Raw genomic sequence first — 17,932 nt, 5'->3', positions numbered from 1 at the left:
CCGGGGGTCAGTCGCCGGTGGCCACCGGCCGGTCGGGATCGCGAATCCACTCGCTCCAGGAGCCGGCGTAGAGTCTCGGCAGGGGGCGTCCGGCCACCGCATAGGCGAGGATGGTGTGGCAGGCGGTGACGCCGGAGCCGCAGTAGGCGATCGGCGACTCGCCCTCGGGCAGCTCGTTCGCCAGTTCCTCGGCAGGCTTGAAGTGGTCGTCAGCAGCGAGATTGTCGGCACTGGGACGGCATACGGCATCGGGAATGTGGCCGGCGACCGGGTCGATCGGCTCTGACTCGCCCCGGAAGCGCTCTCTGGATCGGGCATCGATCTTGATCGCGGAGTCCGCCAGCACCTCTTCAACCGGGATATGGCTTCGGTCAGGGTAGGCCGGTTGCCAGTCGGAAGGTGGCGGCAAGGCTTCGGGGTCGCCGTCCTCCTGCAGCTCGCCACCCGCCGCCAGCCAGGCCTTGAGCCCCCCATCCAGGACACGCACCTCGGGATGACCCGCCCAGCAGGCGAGCATCCACCAGGCCCGCGCCGCCGCGAGCTGGCCACCCATGTCGTCATAAACCACCACCGGCTGTTCCGGCGTGATGCCCAGTCGCTGGACCACCGCCGTGAAGGCCGCTTGAGCCGGCAGCGGATGCCGGCCGCCCTGCCCCGGGGGCCCGGCCAGATCGCCGTCCAGGTCGAGATGGTAACTGCCCGGCAGATGGGCCTCCCACCACAGCCGGCGGCCAGCATCAGGCTCACCCAGGCGGGCACGACAATCCAGGACGCGCGGAGGGCGCGGGCCTTCCAGGGCATCGGCCAGCCCGGTAGCCGAGATCAAGGGATAGATCATGAGGTGACATCCTCGAGCAGTTCGATAGGGGCCCGGCGGGCGATCAGGCGGCGGCGCCCGGCCTGGTGGAAGTGCACCTCGATCACCGGGTTGTCCGGGTCGCCCTCCACCACGCTGATCTGGCCTTCGCCAAATACGGCATGTCGCAGGGCCTGACCGACCCGGAAACCCTCGGTGCGAGGCTCGAAGGGTTCGTCCTGAGCGACCGGAAGCCCCACCACCGGTAACGATTGGCCCAGCGCGGCCAGGTATCGCTTCACGAGGTCGGGGTCAGCGACTGCCAGAGGGCTTTCAGCCTCGCACACCTCGCCCGCTTGCGTCCCGTCGAGTCGATGGGCCACCCGTTGGCCATCCTCCCAGGCGGCCTCGGTGATGAAGCGACTGGGCCGATGGTCACCGCTGTCATGAAGCAGCACCAGTCGCTCCCGCGCCCGGGTGATGGCGACGTAGAAGAGCCGCCGTTCCTCTTCCAGACGCTCCGGGGTCAGGGGATTGTCGCGAGTGTAATGCGGAAAGTCCTCCTCGTTGATCCCCGCCAGCAGGACCAAGGGCCACTCCAGGCCCTTGGCACCATGCACCGTGCTGATCAGCACTCCGTCCTCGCAGTTCTCCACCGGCCGGGAGAGCAGTTCGATGAAGGCCGCGGTGTCGTTGCCCAGTTCACTGGCCTGCTCGATCAGCACGTCGAGCAGGCGCACATCTTCCTCGCCCTTGTCACGACGGGCGGCGGCACGCTTGAGCACCTTCTCGGCCTCCACGGCCTCTACCACGTGCTCGAGCAGGCGCGCGGGCGGCCAGGACGACCGCCGGGGCAGTTCGCAAAGCAGTGCCCAACGCTTCTTGAGGGTCCGCTGTTGATGGGGCTTCAAGCCATCGAGCAGCGGGTCGTGACGCTCCGGCCAGCGTTGGGTCTCGGCCAGCCGGTTGGCCAGTGCACGAATTCGCTCCCGGGCCACGAAGGGAGTGGGCTGGGACAGCAGCATCGCCAGGTGCGCCGGATCCTTGAGCCGGTGGGGCTCGACGGCGAGGCGTAGGTACCCGGCGAGGGCCTCGACCAGCGGCAGGCGGAAGACGAAGCGATCCTCTCGAGCCAGGCGAAAGGGGATGCCCTCGCGGAGAAGCGCCAACTGCAGGGGGACCGACAGTGCCCAGCTACGCACCAGCAGACAGGCCTCATCCAGCCCGCGAGACTCGCGACGCCAACTGTCGAGTTCGACCAGCAGCCCCTGGCTGCCCTGCCCCACGGCCAGGCGGGTTGCGGGGTTTCCCGGGGCCGCCAGGCAGAGCTGGTCGGGACGCCGACGATTGGCGGCGATGGCATGGTTGGCGGTGAGGGCCAGTGCGTGGCCATGCCGGAAGGTGGTCGAGAGCGGATAGTCGCGGGCCTCCCCGAAGGTGGCAGTGAAATTCTCCAGCATGGTGTCGGGGTGCGCGCCCCGCCACTCGTAGATGCACTGGTTGGCATCGCCTACCGCCATGACCTCGGCATCGCGTCCGGCGAGCAGTGCCAGCAACCGCTGCTGCGCCGTGTTGATGTCCTGGTATTCGTCGATGACCACGTGGTCGAGGAAGCCCTGGACCCGGCCACGCAGACCGGCATCCGCCTCCAGGGCCAGCAACGGACGATAGAGCAGATCGGCAAAGGTCATCAGCCCCTGGTCGGCCAGCAGCCGTTCGGCATGCTCGAAGGCTGGCACGAAGTGGCCCGTCTCCTCGCCGAAGTCGAGCTGACGGTGGAGCTCGGCCGGCGAAGCCATCTCGGCCTTCACCAGGCCGCAGAAGTGGGCCAGTGCCTCGAGGCGTTCTGCCTCGAGGGCTGACTCGCGCGCCTCGGGTAGCTCGCCCAGGGCGGCCAGCGTGGCCTGACGCAGCAGTCGCTCGAGCTGCCAGTCGGCCGTCAGCAGCTGGCGCGGCGCGAGCACTCCCCAGCGGGTCAGGCTGCCGGTCAGCCGGTGGCCGAGGGAGTGGAAGGTACGCACGTCCGGCAGCGCCTGACCGGCCGGCGCCATCTCGGCCAGGCGGGCCTGGAAGTCTTCCCGGGCCGAACGGTTGAACATCAGCACCAGAATTCGCGCCGGAGCGACGCCCTGTGCAAGCAGGTGCAGCACTCGGGCGACCATGGTCGTCGTCTTGCCGGCACCGGCCACCGCCGCGACTCGCGCGTGCCCCCGTTCGTGAGCGACCACGGCGCGCTGCTCGGGGGTCAGCTGACGGATCAACGACATGGCGTCTCGCCATCTCGCCGTGAGTCCGCATCAAGCCGCCCCAAGGGCTGCCAGATGCCCTCGCTGGTCAGGCCCAGCTCGAGGACGCCTTCTCCAAGCTCACGCGTCTCGGACTGCTCCACCAGGCGGTAGTAGACGTTGCGTCCCAGCCGCGCAGAGAGCCCGAAGCGCACGGGTACCTCCGGTACCGTTTCACCGGCCGGGGTCTCGCTGAGCATCAGCCGATGGGCCTCGCCGAGCGCCAGGCGGTCGCCGACATTGGTGGTCAGCCACCACTGGCCGTCTTCCTCGCGATCAGCATCCACCACCAGGAAGGGGCGATCCTCGACCCGAATACGCTGGCTCTCGACCGGGGTCACCAGCACGTAGTCGCCATCGGGGTTGCGGCGCAGGATGGTCGAGAGCAGGCGCACCAGCCGGGGACGGGCAATGGGCGTGCCCTCATGGATCCAGCGGCCGTCAGCGGTGATCGTGAGATCCATCACCCCCTGTTGTTCGGGATGCCAGCGATCCACGGGCGGGATCTCGCCATCGGGCTCGATCTGGGCCAGCAGTGGGTCGAGTTGCATGGTACGGCCCTCCGAGGGATGCATCCTTCGAGTCTAGACCAGCCCGGCGGAGCGCAGGGCGTCGCGCACGTCCGCCGGCGCTTCGGGTGCAGCGGCGCGGAACAGCCGGTAGAAGTTGGCCGTGGTCTGGGCCGCGACTTCCTCGATACTGATATCCCGCTCAACGGCGATGCACTCGGCCACCTCGACCACCCAGGCCGGCTCATTGGGCTTGCCCCGATGCGGTACCGGCGCCAGGTAGGGGCTGTCGGTCTCGATCAGCAGCCGGTCCAGCGGCAGGCGTCGTGCCAGGTCGCGAAGCGATTCTGCGTTGCGAAAGGTGACGATGCCGGACAGCGAGATAAAGAAACCGTGGCGTACCGCTTCTCGTGCCATGTCCAGGTCCTCGGTGAAGCAGTGCAGTACGCCGCCTACCGCCGGGTCGATGTGCTCGCGAATCAGTGCCAGGGTGTCATCCCGCGCCTCGCGGGTATGGACGATCACCGGCAACCCGAGTTCGCTTGCGGCAACCAGCTGGCGCCTGAACCGCTCTCGCTGCACCTCCCGGGAAGGCACGCTGTCGGGAGCCTTGTCGATATAGTGGTAGTCCAGGCCACATTCACCGATGGCCACGGCGCCGACGCGTTCGGCCGCGTCCTTGACCGCCGCGACGCTGGGCTCCTCGGCCAGGCTGTGCAGCGGATGGACACCGGCTGAGATCACCACGTCGTCGTGGTCACGAGCGATATCGGCCAGGGCCGACGTGTCCTCCAGGGTCACGGCGATGGCCAGGAACTGGCGCACGTCGCGGGCGCGGGCGGCATCGAGGGCAGCGGCCAAGTCGCCGCCGTGGGTGCCGGGGTCGAGACGATCGAGATGGCAGTGGGAATCGACGAACATTCAGACAACAACCGATGTGAAGGGGTGGAGGGGGGGGAGACGCGGGCCATCAGAGCGTATAGGTCGGGGCGCCCTTGTCGAGCTGGCCGGCCAGCAGGGTCTCGATGCGATCCCGCACGGCCTGGTCCTCGGCACTGAAGTGGATGCCGATGCCCGGGACGCGTCGCCCGGCTACGCCCTCGGGCGAAACCCAGATCACTTGCCCGGTGACAGGCACCCGTTCGGTGTCACCCGGTAACATGAGCAGCAGGAAAACCTCCTGGCCCAGCTCGTAGCGCTCGCGGGTGGGCACGAAGATACCGCCACGCTCCAGCACCGGCATGTAGGCCGACAGCAGGGTCGAGACATCCTGAATCGTCAGGGAGAGCGCTTTCTGTGCAGCCATGGGGCCTCCTCAGTCAAGGGCACAACAGGTCAAGAGCGCAGCAGCGTGGACCAGCGGACCAGCCAGGCCTCGAGGACTAACTGGGGATTGGGGTTGCCTCCTTCGGCCAGAAGACGACGCTGCTCACGGGCATAGTCCAGCAGGCGGAACCAGTCGCGTACCCGAGCATTCTTGACTGCCTGTCGATACAGGACCAGCAGGTCGGGGTTGCGCAGCTCACGGGTGTCGCCCGAGAGTCCCAGGCGAATCAGGTCTTCGAGCCAGGCAATACCGTACCACAGGATGGCGTCGATGGACTGGCGCTCCAGGCGGGCCGCCTCGGCCACCGGTTCGGCCCCCCTGACCAGCGCCTCGAAGGTATCGAGGAGCTGCTGGCGCAGGGCCCGGGATTCCGGTTCGGCGAGTTCCAGTGCCCGTAGCGGCAGTCCCCCTGAAGCCCGGAACCAGAAGTGAACCTCCTCCTCGCCGCCCAGGCGCTCCGCCAGCCACGCCCGGCACTCGCTCTCGGCCGGCACCGCCAGACGCCATTGCTGGCAGCGTGAGCGGATAGTGGGCAGCAGACGCGAGGGAATGTCGGCGAGCAGGATGAACAGCGTCCGCCCACCGGGCTCCTCCAGGCTCTTGAGCAGCGCATTGGAGGCCGACACGTTCATGGCCTCGGCGGGGGAGATCACGATCACGCGATATCCCCCCTGCTGGGCGGTCTGGGCGACGAAACCGTTGACCTCGCGGATCGGCCCGATGCGGATCTGTCGCTTGCCCTCCTCCGGGGCCACGCGCAGCAGGTCCGGATGGTAGCCCGAGGCCAGCATGTGGCAGGCATGGCAATGGCCGCAGGCGACCTCGCCCGGAGAGGCGCAGAGAGTCCTTGCCACCAGGGCCTCGGCCAACGACTGCTTGCCGATACCATGAGCCCCCGATATCAACAGCGCATGGGGCAATCTCCCGCTTTCGGCCAGGCGCACCAGTTCCTGCCATCGCGATTGCAGCCAAGGCAGTGGGCGAGGGACCTCGATCTCGCTCATGACCAGGCCACCAGTCGCTCGTTCAGCCGTGCCAGCAGTTCCGCCTGGACCGCGGCCAGGCCGGCACCGGCATCGATCACCACCATACGGTCGGGCGCCGCCTCGGCCCGGACGAGGTAGGCTCGGCGCACCGCCTCGAAGAAGGCGTCGCGCTCCCGCTCGAAGCGGTCGCGTGCGCCGCCCTGGTCCTGGAGACGTCCGTCGAGCCGCTGTTGGGCCGCGGCCATGGGCATGTCCAGCAGTAGCGTCAGGTCGGGCTCGAGCCCCTGCTGGACGAAGGCCTCGAGCTCGGCGATGCGCGCCGCCTCGATACCGCGCCCGCCCCCCTGGTAGGCATAGGTGGCATCGGTGAAGCGGTCGCAGACCACCCAGGCGCCGCGCGCCAGGGCCGGGCGGACAACTCTCGCCAGATGCTGGGCCCGGGCGGCGAAGACCAGCAGCAGTTCGGCATCCGGATCGAGAGGCTCCTCGCCATCGGGATCGAGCAGCAGGCGACGTATCGCCTCGGCACGTGGCGTTCCGCCGGGCTCGCGGGTCGCCACTACCTCGTGGCCGCGGGCCCGCAGGTGGTCGACCACCAGGGCCAGGTTGGTGGACTTGCCCACCCCCTCCCCGCCTTCCAGGGTAATGAAGCGTCCCTTTCCTTGATTGTCACTCCGCTCGTGACTTTCCCGGCGACCGGCCTGCGAGGAGGCGCTGTGAATACCTCCGTGTACGCTACCGACGCCTTCCCTGGCGAAGGACCTCCTCTGCGGCCTGTACCCGGCGTCCCTCGCTGGCCGGTCGGGGTCGTTATTGCACATGCCTGCTCCAGTCAGCGATTGCGGATATACCGGTTCACCGCATTGTTGTGCTCGCGCAGGGTACGCGAGAAGTGGTGGGTGCCGTCGCCCTTGGAAACGAAATAGAGTGTCTCGCCCTCCTCGGGCTGCACTGCCGCTTCCAGCGCGGCCCGCCCGGGGAGAGCGATCGGCGTGGGGGGCAGGCCCTCGATCACGTAGGTGTTGTAGGGTGTGGCCTCGCGCAAATCAGCGTGAGTGATGTTGCCCTCATAGCGCTCGCCCATGCCGTAGATCACGGTGGGATCGGTCTGCAGCCGCATGCCGCGCTCCAGACGCCGCGTGAAGACGCCGGCGATCTCGGGACGCTCTTCGGGTGCGCCGGTCTCGCGCTCGATCAGCGAGGCCATGATCAGCGCCTCGTAGGGGGTCTCGAGGGGCAGGTCGTCGTCACGTTCTGCCCATACCTCGTCGAGGGTGGACTCCATGCGTTCCAGGGCCTGGCGAAGAATCTCCAGGTCGCTGAGTCCCTTGTGATAGCGGTAGGTATCAGGAAAGAACCAGCCCTCGGGGTGCTGTCCCTCACGACCGAGTCGGGCCATCACCTCCTCGTCGGAGAAGCCCTCGGTGAGGTGATCCAGCTTCGGTGCAGCATCCAGCAATTCGCGCATCTGGCGGAAGGTCCAGCCTTCGGGAATGGTCAACGGGTAGCTGACCACGTCGCTGCTGCCCAGCAGAGACAGCAGTTCGCGGCCACTCATGCCAGGCTCCAGACGATATTCGCCGGGACGCAGGCGGGGCAGAGCCTCGGGTTCCAGGCGGGCAAGCAGGCGAAAGGCCCAGGCATCGCCAATGATCCCCTGTTCGCCCAGTTCACTCACCACCCGATGGTAGCCGGCACCAGCGGGCACTTCGTAGAGTGCCGACTCCTCGAGGACGATGGGCGCCTCGAGTCGTGACAGCCAATAGCGATACCCGGCAAATCCCACCAGGGCGGCCAGGATGATCAGGACCAGCAGAATCTTCAGTACACGCCCCATCTGGGTCGTCCTCGTCATTCAATCGTCAAGCCGTGTCGGATAGCCCAGGGGTTCATGCGCCAATGCCTGCAGGCGACGATGATCCGCCCCGATGCTCCAGCGCCGCAGGAGCTCTCCACCGGTCCCGTCCAGCCGGGTTACCGGCCAGACCCCCTGCACCGAGTTACCGAGCCAGACCGCCTCGGCACTGAGCAGCACCTCGGGAAAGGCATCCACCTCGTCGATGGAAAGGCGCTCGAGCAGCTCCGTGCGCAAGGTGCCGGCCACTCCGCAGCGCGTCAGGCGTGGCGTTTCTAGCCGCCCATCGCGCTGCCAGAACACGTTCATGCAGGTGGCCTCCACCAGACGACCCTCACTATCGCAAAGCAGCCCCTCGGCGATCTCGGCATCCGACCACTCGTCCCGCGCCAGCACGTTCTCCAGACGGTTGAGGTGCTTGAGACCCGCCAGTGCCGGCTGGAGTCCCAGCCGTAGGCGACAGTGGCGAACGCGCACGCCCGCCTTCCAGCGGGAGGTATCCGGCGCAAAGGGAGACAGCTGCCAGCGTAGCCGCGGCCTGGGGGATTCCGGCGGCGCATAGCCGCGACCGCCACTGCCGCGTGTCAGCATCAACTTGAGCACCGCCAGGCCCTCCGGGGCGTCAACCAGGGGGGCAGCGAGACGATGCTGTACCGGAATGGGGAAGCCCAGCGCCTGACAGCCACGGGCCAGGCGCGCCAGGTGCGCCTCCCACAGCAGCGGGACGCCGTCACGCACCAGCACGGTCTCGAAGAGGCCGTCGCCATAGGCGACGCCGCGATCATCCAGCGGCCAGGCCTCCGGCGAGGCCTCTGTTCCCACCTGGCGAGCCTCGGGCCTCACACCCGGGTGAAGACCAGAGTACCGTTGGTGCCGCCGAAACCGAAGGAGTTCGACAGGCTGACGTCGATCTTCATCTCGCGAGCGGTATGGGGCACGTAATCGAGATGGCAGCCGTCCTGGGGGTTGTCCAGGTTGATGGTCGGCGGTGCCACCTGGTCGCGGATCGCCAGCACGCTGAAGACCGCCTCGACGGCACCGGCAGCCCCCAGCAGGTGGCCGATCATCGACTTGGTGGAGCTGACGGCCACCGACTTGGCGGCCTCGCCCATCACCTGCTCGACGGCGCGGCTCTCGGCCAGGTCGCCGTGGGCGGTCGAGGTGCCATGGGCATTGATGTAGTCGACGGCCGAGGGATCGATGCCGGCATCGCGGATGGCGTTGCGCATGGAGCGCGCGGCGCCGTGGCCATCTTCCGGCGGTGCGGTCATGTGGTAGGCATCATCGCTCATGCCGAAGCCGGTGAGCTCGGCGTAAATGGTCGCCCCGCGCGCCTTGGCCTGCTCGTACTCCTCGAGCACGATCACGCCAGCGCCATCGGAGAGTACGAAGCCGTCGCGTTCCCGATCCCAGGGTCGACTCGCCGCGGCAGGATCCTCGTTGCGGGTGGAAAGCGCACGCGCCGCCGAGAAGCCGCCCAGGCCCAACGGCGTCGTCGCCATCTCGGCGCCCCCGCAGACCATCACGTCGGCATCACCGTAGGCGATGGTGCGAGCACTGTAGCCGATGTTGTGGGTTCCGGTGGTACAGGCCGTGGTGATGGCGATGTTGGGTCCGCGGAACCCGTGCTGAATCGCCAGGTTGCCGGAGATCATGTTGATGATCGACCCCGGCACGAAGAAAGGCGAGATCCGTCGCGCTCCGCCATTGAGCAGGGCTGTGTGGTTATGTTCGATCATCGGCAGGCCACCGATTCCCGAGCCGATGGCCACGCCGATACGATCGGCATTGCCGTCGTGACACTCGATCCCGGCATCCTCGATCGCCTGGGCACCGGCAGCCATCCCGTACTGGATAAAGAGGTCCATCTTGCGGGCCTCCTTGGGATTGAGGTACGGGCTGATGTCGAAGCCCTTCACCGACCCGCCAAAGCGGGTGTTGAAGGCGCTGACATCGAAGTGTTCGATGGGCGCGATACCGCTCTTGCCGGCCAGGATGCTGGCCCAGCTCTCCTCAACGGCATTCCCCACCGGCGTGACCAGACCCAGCCCGGTCACCACAACCCTTCTACGAGCCATCAGCTTCCCTCCAGACAACCTTGGTGACACGACCCCACAAGGGAGTCGTCATTGCACGCATTATACCCGAGTCTCCCCGACCTGTACGGGCTCGACAAGTTCGCGTCGCGCATAGCATGAGAGCCGTCCTGCCATGGCAGGACGGCTCTCCACGGGGCCAGGACCCCGAACGCCTCAGCAAGCGGTATCGACCGCCACCTTACTGGTGGGCGTTGACGTAGTCGATGGCTTCCTGAACGGTCGTGATCTTCTCGGCTTCCTCATCAGGAATCTCGGTGTCGAACTCCTCTTCGAGCGCCATCACCAGCTCGACGGTATCCAGGGAATCGGCGCCAAGGTCTTCAGTGAAGGAAGAGGAGTTCTGAATGTCTTCTTCCTTGACGTTGAGACGCTCGGCAACAACCTTCTTCACGCGCTCTTCGATGGTGCTCATTATGACGTACTCCAGTCGTTCACATTGGCCGTTCGGAAAACCAGCCGTTAAAGATCCAGATCCGCTAGCCGGAAGCTGCGGAGTAGTTTATAGACGCCCCCGAGTCGGCGCAACCGCCTAGCCCCGGAGGCTTCAACGCATGTTCATGCCACCGTTGACGTGCAAGGTTTCACCCGTAATGTAGCCTGCCATGTCGCTGGTAAGAAAGCCCACAGCCGCGGCAATCTCTTCAGGGTCACCGAGCCGGCCCAGCGGAATCTCGCCGAGCAGCACCTTGCGCTGCTCCTCCGGCAGGGACTGGGTCATGTCGGTGGCAATGAAGCCGGGTGCCACCGCATTGACGGTAATGGCTCGCGAGGCAACCTCGCGCGCCAAGGCCCGGGTGAAGCCCTCCATGCCCGCCTTGGCGGCAGCATAGTTGGTCTGCCCCATATTGCCCATGGTAGCCACCACCGAACTGATCGAGACGATGCGGCCGAAACGGGCCCGGGTCATGCCGCGAAGACAGGACTTGCCGACGCGATAGACCGACTTGAGGTTGGTGTCGATCACCGAGTCCCACTCGTCTTCCTTCATGCGCATCAGGAGATTGTCGCGCGTGATGCCGGCATTGTTGACCAGAATGGTCGGGGCTCCGAACTCCTCGGTGACCGCCTTGACCAGGCCGTCGACGCTGGCCTGATCGGTAACATCCAACTGGCGCCCCGCCCCCTCGATACCCGCCTCGGCGAGATACGCACCGATGCGTTCGGCACCGGCATCGGTGGTAGCCGTACCGATCACGATACGTCCCTGTTGGCCCAGTTCCTGAGCGATAGCGCGGCCGATGCCGCGACTGGCCCCGGTAATCAGGGCGACTCTACGTTCGGTTGTCATGGTCTCTTCCGTCCAGGGGGAGATGGATCAGCCATTGGCCGAAGGTGACTGGCCGACGGCTTGCCTGGCCAGTTCGAGTGCCGCAGAGAGGCTATCCGGGTCGTTGACCGCCAGCCCCTTGCTGCCTCGGGCAATTCGCTTGTTTAGTCCGGTGAGCACCTTGCCCGGTCCACACTCGATGAACACCTCGGTGCCCTGCCCGGTCATCGCCTCGATGCAGGAGGTCCAGCGAACCGGCTGGTAGAGCTGCTCGATCAGGCGAGTCCGCAGGGTCTCCACGTCGGCATGAGCCTGGGCATCGACATTCTGGAATACCGTGTAGCGCGGCGAACGAAGCTCCACCTCATCCATTGCCACAGCCAGACGCTCGGCAGCCGGACGCATCAGATCGCAGTGCGACGGCACCGACACCGGCAGTGGCATCGCGCGCTTGGCGCCGGCTTCCTGACAGGCGACGATAGCCCGCTCCACCGCGGCCTTGCTGCCCGCAATCACCACCTGTCCCGGGGCATTGTAGTTGACGGCAGCGACCACGTCGCCGTCGGCGGCCCGGGCACAGGCCTGCTCCACCGCCGCGTCATCGAGGCCGAGAATTGCCGCCATGGCACCCTCGCCGGCAGGCACGGCCTCTTGCATCGCCTCGCCGCGCAGCTTCACCAGCCGCACACCCTGGGCGAAGGGCAAGGCACCGGCACACACCAGAGCGCTGTACTCGCCCAGGCTATGACCGGCCATGGCGCCGGGACGCGGCCCCTCGAGTTCTTGCCAGACACGCCAGACTGCCACGCTGGCAGTGAGCAGCGCCGGCTGTGTGCAGGCAGTGGCATTGAGGGTCTCGGCCGGCCCCTCCTGCACCACCTGCCAGAGGTCGTAGCCCAGGGCATCGGCCGCTTCCTCGAAAGTTGTGCGCACCACGCTGTAGCGCTCTGCCAGCTCACGCAGCATGCCGATCTGCTGGGAGCCCTGCCCGGGAAAGATGAGGGCAAGGGATTGCGTCATGTCGATCACCTTTGCGCTTGTTGGCTGTCGTCGATGCCGGTCACGTCCGGCATGATTGGCCCGTCGGGCCTGGATCCGCTCTCGATTCGACCGCCGGCGGCCGAATCGACAGGGGAACGGCGATGGTACAATTCAGCGGCCAACCGGCTAGGCAGGTCACGCCTCACCTCATTCACCGCCCGTTGAACCGCATAGCGAAAACCCGTGGCATCGGCGCTGGCGTGGCTCTTGATCACGATCCCGTCCAGCCCCAGCAAGCTGGCGCCATTGTAGCGCACCGGATCGAGCTCACCCTTGAGGCGCCGCAACGCCGGACGGGCGAGCAGCCCCACCAGCCGGCTGCCCCAGTGGGCCTCGAAGGTCGCCTGGACCCGCTCGACGAGCAGCCGCGCCAGACCCTCGCTGGCCTTGAGTACCGCATTGCCGACGAAACCGTCGCAGACCACCACGTCGGCTTCACCGCTGAAGATCCCATCACCCTCTACATAGCCCAGGTAAGCGATGTCGGGATGTCGACGAAGCCAGGCATCGGCATCGCGCACGCTGCGCGTGCCCTTGGTGCCCTCGACACCGACGTTGAGCAGTGCCACCCGCGGCGCGGCGAGGCCGTCCACATGGCGTGCCATTACCTCACCCATCAGGGCAAAGTCGACAAGCCGCTCGGCACTGGCCTCTACGTTGGCGCCCAGGTCGAGCAGGTAGCAGCGGCCCAGGGCTCGGGTAGGAATGGCAGTGCTGATCGCCGGTCGAGGAATCCCTGCTACCGTGCCCAGGGCACGCCGTGCCAGGGCCATCAAGGCGCCGGTGTTGCCGGCGCAGACCCCGGCCGCGGCATCGCCGCCGGCAACGCAGTCGAGCATTCGGGCCATGCTGGTATCGCTACCCTGACGCAGCACCTCACTGGGGCGCTGGGACTGCTGGACGACTGAAGGCGCATCCTCGACGCGCAGACGCGACGCTGCCGCAGCAAGTTGCCGCGGCAAGCGGGCAATCTCATCCTCCAGCCGCCCGGCAGGGCCGAACAGGAGCAGCTCGAGATCAGGATCGTCGCAGACGGCCTCGGCAGAGCCTAGGACGGCAGGGCGGGGACCGAGGTCCCCGCCCATCGCATCGATGGCAATCCGCACGTCAGCGGCCAGCCTCTAGCAACCGAGACGCCGTCTCGTCAGACTTCCACGACCTTGCGACCACGATAGAAGCCGTCCGGGGACACATGGTGGCGCAGATGGGTAGTACCGGTTTCCTTGTCCTGGGACAGGGTCGGGGCGGTGAGGGCATCGTGGCTGCGACGCATGCCGCGCGTGGAACGGGTCTTGCGGTTCTTTTGAACTGCCATGGGTAGTCACTCCAGAGTGAAACGAGGATGTATCAGAGTTTGCCCTTGATCTGCCGCAGCACATCGAAAGGGCTCGCGGGGGGGCTGGCCGACTCGTCGGTCGCTTCTCCGCTGTTCAGCTGGTCGCGCGACACCTTGCACTCGGCCTCGCTGTGGTAAACCACCTGGGGCAAGCTGAGGATGAGTTCATCCTCGACCACCGCCAGCAGGTTCAGCTGTTCGTTTTCCACCAGCACCGGCTCGTGGGTGCTCGGCAGTTCGGCGGCCAGGGCGTCACTGGTAACCATGCCCAGCCGGAAATCGCTTTCGACCTGTTGCGCCATAGGCTCGAGACAGCGCCGGCACGGCAGCTGCAGCTCAGCTTTGAGGTGCCCACGAATCTCCCTTCGCCCCTGGGGGTCGATGGCGAAATCCATCCATACCTGGGCATCGCCTGACTGGGCGCCGACTTCCTCGGCGAGCCTCGCCATTTCGGTGAGCGCTACCAGGCCTTCCAGGTGTTCGGCACGAGCCACGAGCTTATAAGGCTCGACCCTGCCGGGGAGTCTTGAGGTCAACATAGGCGCGCAATGATAGGCACTCCCCCTGCCCCTGTCAAAGCTGCCATCGTCCCGGGTTACCATGGCGATTAACCCCCATGATTGGCGCTGCCGACTCGCTGCTCCACCAACCCGCCCAGGAGAACGCCCATGCCCAACTTGATCCTTGCCTCAGGCTCGCGCTGGCGCCGTCAGTTGCTTGACCGCCTGGAGATTCCCTATGCCTGGGAGAGCCCCGACATCGACGAAACGCCACGCCCGGGCGAGGCACCCGAGGCTCTGGTGCACCGTCTGGCGCTGGGCAAGGCCGAGCGGCTGGCCGAGCGCTTTCCCGCCCACCTGATCATCGGCTCCGACCAGGTGGCGCTGTTCGGCGGCGAGATCCTCGGCAAGCCCGGCGACGCGGCCACCGCCCGCGCCAACCTGAGCCGCTTCTCCGGCCAGCGCGTGCGCTTCCTCACCGGCCTGGCGCTGCTCGACACCGCGCAGGGCCGCCACCGGGTCTGTCACGAGACCTATGACGTGCTGTTCCGACACCTCAGCGAGGGCGAGATCGCCCGCTATGTGGAAAAGGAAAAGCCCCTGGACAGCGCCGGCAGCTTCCGCATGGAGGGGCTGGGCATCGCCCTGTTCGAGAAGCTCGAGGGGGATGACCCCAACACCCTGATCGGCCTGCCGCTGATCCGGCTATGCGTGATGCTGCGCGAGGCCGGGCTGGATCCGCTGGGGCCCGTGACCTGATACCGCGGCTTTTTCGGCGACAGATCTCCGACGCAGCTCATGTCGATGCCCCAAACCTGTTTGGCGCTCTATGGTAGCTGATAACGCACCGGCGACTCACCCCGCGGCACGCCAAGCCACTCCATGGCCACCCGGCCGAACTGGCGGGAAATCCGCTCGAAGGGGTCGAGACGTGGCGTGTAATCGCGCGTTCTCGCCTCGCCAAGCCGCGCGCGGGCCACGCCATCGAGGCTGTCGAGTTCGTCCACCAGTCCCAGCTCGAGGGCCTGCTCGCCACTCCAGATCAACCCGCTGAACAGACGCTCATCGTCGACGAGGCGCTCGCCGCGCCCCTTGCGCACCGCTGCGATGAACTGCTCATGGGTGTTCTCGAGCACCGACTGCCAGAACTCGCGCTGTGCCGGGGCGATGTCGGAAAAAGGGTCGAGGAATGCCTTGTTCTCGCCGGCCGTAAAGACACGGCGCTCGACCCCCAGGCGCCCGATGGCCTCCTCGAAGCCGAAACCGGCGTGGACGACGCCGATAGAGCCTACCAGACTGGCCGGTGCGGCGATGATCTCGTCAGCCGCCGCAGCCACATAGTAGGCGCCACTGGCGCCGATATCCTCGACCACTGCCAGAACTGGCTTGTCACCAGACTCGCGCAACCGCATGACCGCCTCGAAGATACGTTGTGACTGAACGGGGCTGCCACCGGGGCTGTTGATATGCAGCACCACCGCCTCGACCTCTTCAACGTTCCAGGCTCGCTCCAGCCCCTCGATGATGCGCTCGGCGCTGGCCGGAGAGTCACTATCGATGACCCCCTTGAGTTCGACGACGCCGAGATGCGGTCGGTCAGGCGGCCCGCTGCCCGGGGCGCCGAAGAGCCCGTAAAGCGTCGTCGAGAGCGAGGCCAGGATCAGCAGCGCAAAGAAGAAGCGGAAGAACAGCTTCCAGCGCCGGGAACGGCGCTGTTCCGCCAGTACCCCGCCAACCCAGCGGTCCATCATCTCCAACTGGGCAAGGCGCTGACGTTCACGCAGGGTCTCGGCATCCTCACCGGGGGGTGGCGGTTGATCGGTGTGCTGCCCCTCTCGCTCCCGGCGGGCCTGCTCCGGGGTCAACTCCGGCCCACTCGTCCAGCGATCGCCGTGCTTGTCGTCGTCACTCATGGTCATTCTGTTCCTTGGTCAGCTAGCCGTAGAGCCAGTCGAAGAGTTCACTCGCCGCTTCGGCCGTGAACACCGGTCGGCTGGCGGAGAGACGCGCCGGGTCATGCACGCCCCAGGTCACCGCGATCCGGTCCATGCCCATCGCTCGCGCCATCTCGAGGTCATATTCGGTATCGCCGACCATCACCGCCTCGCCGACATCGACATCGAGTTCTACAAGGAGCTCCTCGAGCATTCGGGGGTGTGGCTTGGAGAGCGTCTCGTCGGCGGTACGGCTGGCATGGAACCAGCCCCCGCTGCCGCTCTCGTAGAAGATGCGATCCAGGCCGCGGCGACTCTTGCCGGTGGCCACGGCCAGACGCTGGTTTGCCCTGCCCCGCAGACGCTGGAGGCCGGCCTCGACCCCGGGATAGAAACGCAGAGAGCCTGTGTCGCCCTCGACGAAATGGTAGGCATAGCGCGCCCTCAGCAGCTCGCCACGCTCAGCATCGATACCCGGGCAGAGGGTGGCGATGGCTTCAGGCAGCCCGAGGCCGATGATGTTGCGAACCGCCTCCGTCTCAAGCTCGCCCCAGCCCGCTTCGCGAGACGCCAACTGCATGCTGGAGACGATTCGCTCGATAGAGTCCATCAGGGTGCCATCCCAGTCGAAGATGGCCAATCGATAGCGCATGAAACCTCCGTGTCAGAGGCCCTTGCGGGCCCTGTCCAGCACCGCATCGAGCTCATCGGGCAGCGGCGCCTTGATCCTCACCGGCCGACCGCTGCTGGGTTCGGGAAAGGACAGGGCCGACGCATGCAGAAACAGACGCGATAGCCCCAGAGTGGCCGCTAGCCGCTGACTCTCGCGGCCGCCATACTTGTCATCGCCAAGCAACGGATGGCCCGCGTGAGCCGCGTGCACACGTATTTGATGGGTACGTCCGGTGACCGGCTCGGCCTCGATCAGGGTGACCTTCTCGAAGGCCTCACGTACCGCGAATCGCGTGCGAGCCACTTTGCCGTCCGCCTCGACCCGCACGCGGCGCTCACCGTTGGCAAGCTCGTAGCGGTCGAGCCGGGCGCTGACAAAGTCACGTCGTGCCGGCCAGCGCCCCGCCACCAGTGCCAGGTACTGCTTGTCCATCTGGCGCTCCTTGAGCGAAGCGTTGAGCGCCAACAGCGCAGGACGCGACTTCGCCAGCAGCAGGCAACCCGAGGTATCACGATCCAGGCGATGGACAAGCTCCAGAAAATCCAGATCCTCACGCACCTGGCGCAGCGCCTCGATCAGGCCGATCTTCACGCCACTGCCGCCGTGCACGGCGAGACCCGATGGCTTGTTGAGCACCATCCAATCGCGCCCCTCGAGCAGCACGCTGCCGGCGAGCAGGTTGCGCAGGTTGTCGCTGACCTCGCGAACAGCTTCACGGGGCGAGAGGCGCAACGGCGGAATCCGCACCAAGTCCCCCAGAGCAAGGCGAGTATCGGCCTTGACCCGCTTCTTGTTCACCCGCACCTCGCCCTTGCGCACGATGCGGTAGACGAGCGCCCTGGGCGCTCCTTTCATGCGCGTCAACAGGAAGTTGTCGACCCGCTGACCCACCTGGCCCTCGGTCACTTCCACCCACTGCACGTCGCGCCCTTCGGCCATGCCGCCACTCCACTGGATACCTGCTTGGAAGGCGCATTCTACCGCAGTGCCGACCATCCTGCGTCAATTGCTGGTAACCCCCTTTACTGGTATATTGTCATCTCGCTTCAGCGGGTTGTCATGATCCGCGAGAGCGCCTGCACGACAGACACGCAGGCCGGAGCGAAAAGATCAGGCCGCGACGATCCTCGCCAATCCGAGGTCCCGCCGCCGAAAAGCAAGCGATACAACGCCACGCCCGGCTTCGGCTTCGCTCCCTGCAGCGTGGCCGAACGCCACGGGATACGACCAACAACGTGCCGGTGGCCGGCGTTGGCGAATCGATGAATGCCAGGTGTTGGCGGTGACCGCAGGGCCGGATGGGCGACGTCCCACCGAGACATGT

20 protein-coding genes are annotated in these 17,932 nt (G+C 66.5%); 1 reads left to right on the top strand and 19 read right to left on the bottom strand.

Going from position 1 to position 17,932, the window contains the following annotated elements; genetic code table 11:
• Window positions 1–7: 7 nt before the first annotated feature.
• The 16 genes from HALO32_RS11750 to HALO32_RS11675 all read right to left on the bottom strand — a co-directional run bounded on the left by HALO32_RS11750 (window position 8) and on the right by HALO32_RS11675 (window position 14,040).
• Complete coding sequence (locus HALO32_RS11750) at window positions 8–838, bottom strand: sulfurtransferase (RefSeq protein WP_151444065.1); 831 nt, start codon at window positions 836–838, stop codon at window positions 8–10.
• Window positions 835–3,063 (bottom strand): ATP-dependent helicase, encoded by a 2,229-nt coding sequence (locus HALO32_RS11745; protein ID WP_151444064.1) that lies wholly within the window; start codon window positions 3,061–3,063, stop codon window positions 835–837. Before HALO32_RS11745 ends, HALO32_RS11750 begins: the two co-directional genes overlap by 4 nt.
• Window positions 3,054–3,632, bottom strand: a complete 579-nt coding sequence (locus HALO32_RS11740; RefSeq protein WP_151444063.1) for a DUF1285 domain-containing protein — start codon at window positions 3,630–3,632, stop codon at window positions 3,054–3,056. Before HALO32_RS11740 ends, HALO32_RS11745 begins: the two co-directional genes overlap by 10 nt.
• 33 nt (window positions 3,633–3,665) lie before the next feature.
• Window positions 3,666–4,511, bottom strand: a complete 846-nt coding sequence (locus tag HALO32_RS11735) for a TatD family hydrolase (RefSeq protein WP_151444062.1) — start codon at window positions 4,509–4,511, stop codon at window positions 3,666–3,668.
• 49 nt (window positions 4,512–4,560) lie between these two features.
• Window positions 4,561–4,896, bottom strand: a complete 336-nt coding sequence (locus HALO32_RS11730) for a PilZ domain-containing protein (RefSeq protein ID WP_151444061.1) — start codon at window positions 4,894–4,896, stop codon at window positions 4,561–4,563.
• Between the two features lie 29 nt (window positions 4,897–4,925).
• Complete coding sequence (locus HALO32_RS11725) at window positions 4,926–5,921, bottom strand: DNA polymerase III subunit delta' (RefSeq protein WP_151444060.1); 996 nt, start codon at window positions 5,919–5,921, stop codon at window positions 4,926–4,928.
• Window positions 5,918–6,550 (bottom strand): dTMP kinase, encoded by a 633-nt coding sequence (gene tmk, locus HALO32_RS11720; RefSeq protein WP_225810021.1) that lies wholly within the window; start codon window positions 6,548–6,550, stop codon window positions 5,918–5,920. Before tmk ends, HALO32_RS11725 begins: the two co-directional genes overlap by 4 nt.
• Before the next feature lie 185 nt (window positions 6,551–6,735).
• Window positions 6,736–7,740 (bottom strand): endolytic transglycosylase MltG, encoded by a 1,005-nt coding sequence (mltG, locus tag HALO32_RS11715; RefSeq protein WP_151444058.1) that lies wholly within the window; start codon window positions 7,738–7,740, stop codon window positions 6,736–6,738.
• An 18-nt stretch (window positions 7,741–7,758) separates the two neighbouring features.
• Complete coding sequence (gene pabC, locus HALO32_RS11710; RefSeq protein ID WP_151444057.1) at window positions 7,759–8,580, bottom strand: aminodeoxychorismate lyase; 822 nt, start codon at window positions 8,578–8,580, stop codon at window positions 7,759–7,761.
• A 17-nt stretch (window positions 8,581–8,597) separates the two neighbouring features.
• Window positions 8,598–9,836 carry a beta-ketoacyl-ACP synthase II gene (fabF, locus tag HALO32_RS11705; protein ID WP_151444056.1) on the bottom strand — a complete coding sequence of 413 codons (1,239 nt, stop codon included), beginning with the start codon at window positions 9,834–9,836 and terminating at the stop codon, window positions 8,598–8,600.
• A 199-nt stretch (window positions 9,837–10,035) separates the two neighbouring features.
• A complete protein-coding gene (gene acpP, locus HALO32_RS11700) occupies window positions 10,036–10,269 on the bottom strand; it encodes an acyl carrier protein (protein ID WP_008956801.1) in 234 nt (77 codons plus the stop codon).
• A gap of 132 nt (window positions 10,270–10,401) precedes the next feature.
• The gene (gene fabG, locus HALO32_RS11695; RefSeq protein WP_151444055.1) at window positions 10,402–11,145 is read right to left on the bottom strand and encodes a 3-oxoacyl-ACP reductase FabG; all 744 of its coding nucleotides are present in this window, start codon (window positions 11,143–11,145) and stop codon (window positions 10,402–10,404) included.
• 27 nt (window positions 11,146–11,172) lie between these two features.
• Window positions 11,173–12,144 carry an ACP S-malonyltransferase gene (gene fabD / locus HALO32_RS11690; protein WP_151444054.1) on the bottom strand — a complete coding sequence of 324 codons (972 nt, stop codon included), beginning with the start codon at window positions 12,142–12,144 and terminating at the stop codon, window positions 11,173–11,175.
• 5 nt (window positions 12,145–12,149) lie between these two features.
• Window positions 12,150–13,271: a phosphate acyltransferase PlsX gene (plsX, locus tag HALO32_RS11685; RefSeq protein ID WP_151444053.1), complete on the bottom strand. Its 1,122-nt coding sequence runs from the start codon at window positions 13,269–13,271 to the stop codon at window positions 12,150–12,152.
• A gap of 38 nt (window positions 13,272–13,309) precedes the next feature.
• Window positions 13,310–13,480 carry a 50S ribosomal protein L32 gene (gene rpmF, locus HALO32_RS11680; protein ID WP_151444052.1) on the bottom strand — a complete coding sequence of 57 codons (171 nt, stop codon included), beginning with the start codon at window positions 13,478–13,480 and terminating at the stop codon, window positions 13,310–13,312.
• Between the two features lie 32 nt (window positions 13,481–13,512).
• Window positions 13,513–14,040, bottom strand: coding sequence for a YceD family protein (locus HALO32_RS11675; RefSeq protein ID WP_151444051.1), 528 nt, complete (start codon window positions 14,038–14,040; stop codon window positions 13,513–13,515).
• Between the two features lie 129 nt (window positions 14,041–14,169).
• On the opposite strand from HALO32_RS11675, the gene HALO32_RS11670 reads away from it, so the two are divergent.
• On the top strand, window positions 14,170–14,760 hold the full coding sequence (locus HALO32_RS11670; protein WP_151444050.1) for a Maf family protein: 591 nt from the start codon (window positions 14,170–14,172) through the stop codon (window positions 14,758–14,760).
• 68 nt (window positions 14,761–14,828) lie between these two features.
• Here the strand turns inward: HALO32_RS11670 and sppA are convergent, their stop codons facing one another.
• The 3 genes from sppA to HALO32_RS11655 are packed head-to-tail and all read right to left on the bottom strand — an operon-like array spanning window position 14,829 to window position 17,547.
• Window positions 14,829–15,914: a signal peptide peptidase SppA gene (gene sppA, locus HALO32_RS11665; protein ID WP_151444049.1), complete on the bottom strand. Its 1,086-nt coding sequence runs from the start codon at window positions 15,912–15,914 to the stop codon at window positions 14,829–14,831.
• Window positions 15,915–15,936: 22 nt separating this feature from the next.
• Window positions 15,937–16,587, bottom strand: a complete 651-nt coding sequence (locus tag HALO32_RS11660) for an HAD-IA family hydrolase (RefSeq protein WP_151444048.1) — start codon at window positions 16,585–16,587, stop codon at window positions 15,937–15,939.
• 12 nt (window positions 16,588–16,599) lie between these two features.
• Window positions 16,600–17,547: an RluA family pseudouridine synthase gene (locus tag HALO32_RS11655; protein ID WP_151444047.1), complete on the bottom strand. Its 948-nt coding sequence runs from the start codon at window positions 17,545–17,547 to the stop codon at window positions 16,600–16,602.
• Between the last annotated feature and the right edge of the window lie 385 nt (window positions 17,548–17,932).

Source organism: Halomonas lysinitropha (assembly GCF_902500215.1).
Taxonomy (GTDB): domain Bacteria; phylum Pseudomonadota; class Gammaproteobacteria; order Pseudomonadales; family Halomonadaceae; genus Halomonas; species Halomonas lysinitropha.
The sequence above is the reverse complement of the archived record's forward strand: the minus strand, read 5'-3'. Positions and strand labels throughout refer to the sequence as shown.

Excerpts from the sequence above, each read along its gene's own strand:
- rpmF (WP_151444052.1), bottom strand. The coding sequence starts at position 13,480 with ATGGCAGTTCAAAAGAACCGCAAGACCCGTTCCACGCGCGGCATGCGT.
- HALO32_RS11660 (WP_151444048.1), bottom strand. The coding sequence starts at position 16,587 with ATGCGCTATCGATTGGCCATCTTCGACTGGGATGGCACCCTGATGGAC.
- fabD (WP_151444054.1), bottom strand. The coding sequence starts at position 12,144 with ATGACGCAATCCCTTGCCCTCATCTTTCCCGGGCAGGGCTCCCAGCAG.
- sppA (WP_151444049.1), bottom strand. The coding sequence starts at position 15,914 with ATGAGTGACGACGACAAGCACGGCGATCGCTGGACGAGTGGGCCGGAG.
- HALO32_RS11670 (WP_151444050.1), top strand. The coding sequence starts at position 14,170 with ATGCCCAACTTGATCCTTGCCTCAGGCTCGCGCTGGCGCCGTCAGTTG.
- HALO32_RS11725 (WP_151444060.1), bottom strand. The coding sequence starts at position 5,921 with ATGAGCGAGATCGAGGTCCCTCGCCCACTGCCTTGGCTGCAATCGCGA.
- HALO32_RS11675 (WP_151444051.1), bottom strand. The coding sequence starts at position 14,040 with ATGTTGACCTCAAGACTCCCCGGCAGGGTCGAGCCTTATAAGCTCGTG.
- fabG (WP_151444055.1), bottom strand. The coding sequence starts at position 11,145 with ATGACAACCGAACGTAGAGTCGCCCTGATTACCGGGGCCAGTCGCGGC.
- HALO32_RS11745 (WP_151444064.1), bottom strand. The coding sequence starts at position 3,063 with ATGTCGTTGATCCGTCAGCTGACCCCCGAGCAGCGCGCCGTGGTCGCT.
- HALO32_RS11735 (WP_151444062.1), bottom strand. The coding sequence starts at position 4,511 with ATGTTCGTCGATTCCCACTGCCATCTCGATCGTCTCGACCCCGGCACC.
- HALO32_RS11730 (WP_151444061.1), bottom strand. The coding sequence starts at position 4,896 with ATGGCTGCACAGAAAGCGCTCTCCCTGACGATTCAGGATGTCTCGACC.
- HALO32_RS11655 (WP_151444047.1), bottom strand. The coding sequence starts at position 17,547 with ATGGCCGAAGGGCGCGACGTGCAGTGGGTGGAAGTGACCGAGGGCCAG.
- HALO32_RS11740 (WP_151444063.1), bottom strand. The coding sequence starts at position 3,632 with ATGCAACTCGACCCACTGCTGGCCCAGATCGAGCCCGATGGCGAGATC.
- HALO32_RS11750 (WP_151444065.1), bottom strand. The coding sequence starts at position 838 with ATGATCTATCCCTTGATCTCGGCTACCGGGCTGGCCGATGCCCTGGAA.
- mltG (WP_151444058.1), bottom strand. The coding sequence starts at position 7,740 with ATGGGGCGTGTACTGAAGATTCTGCTGGTCCTGATCATCCTGGCCGCC.
- fabF (WP_151444056.1), bottom strand. The coding sequence starts at position 9,836 with ATGGCTCGTAGAAGGGTTGTGGTGACCGGGCTGGGTCTGGTCACGCCG.
- acpP (WP_008956801.1), bottom strand. The coding sequence starts at position 10,269 with ATGAGCACCATCGAAGAGCGCGTGAAGAAGGTTGTTGCCGAGCGTCTC.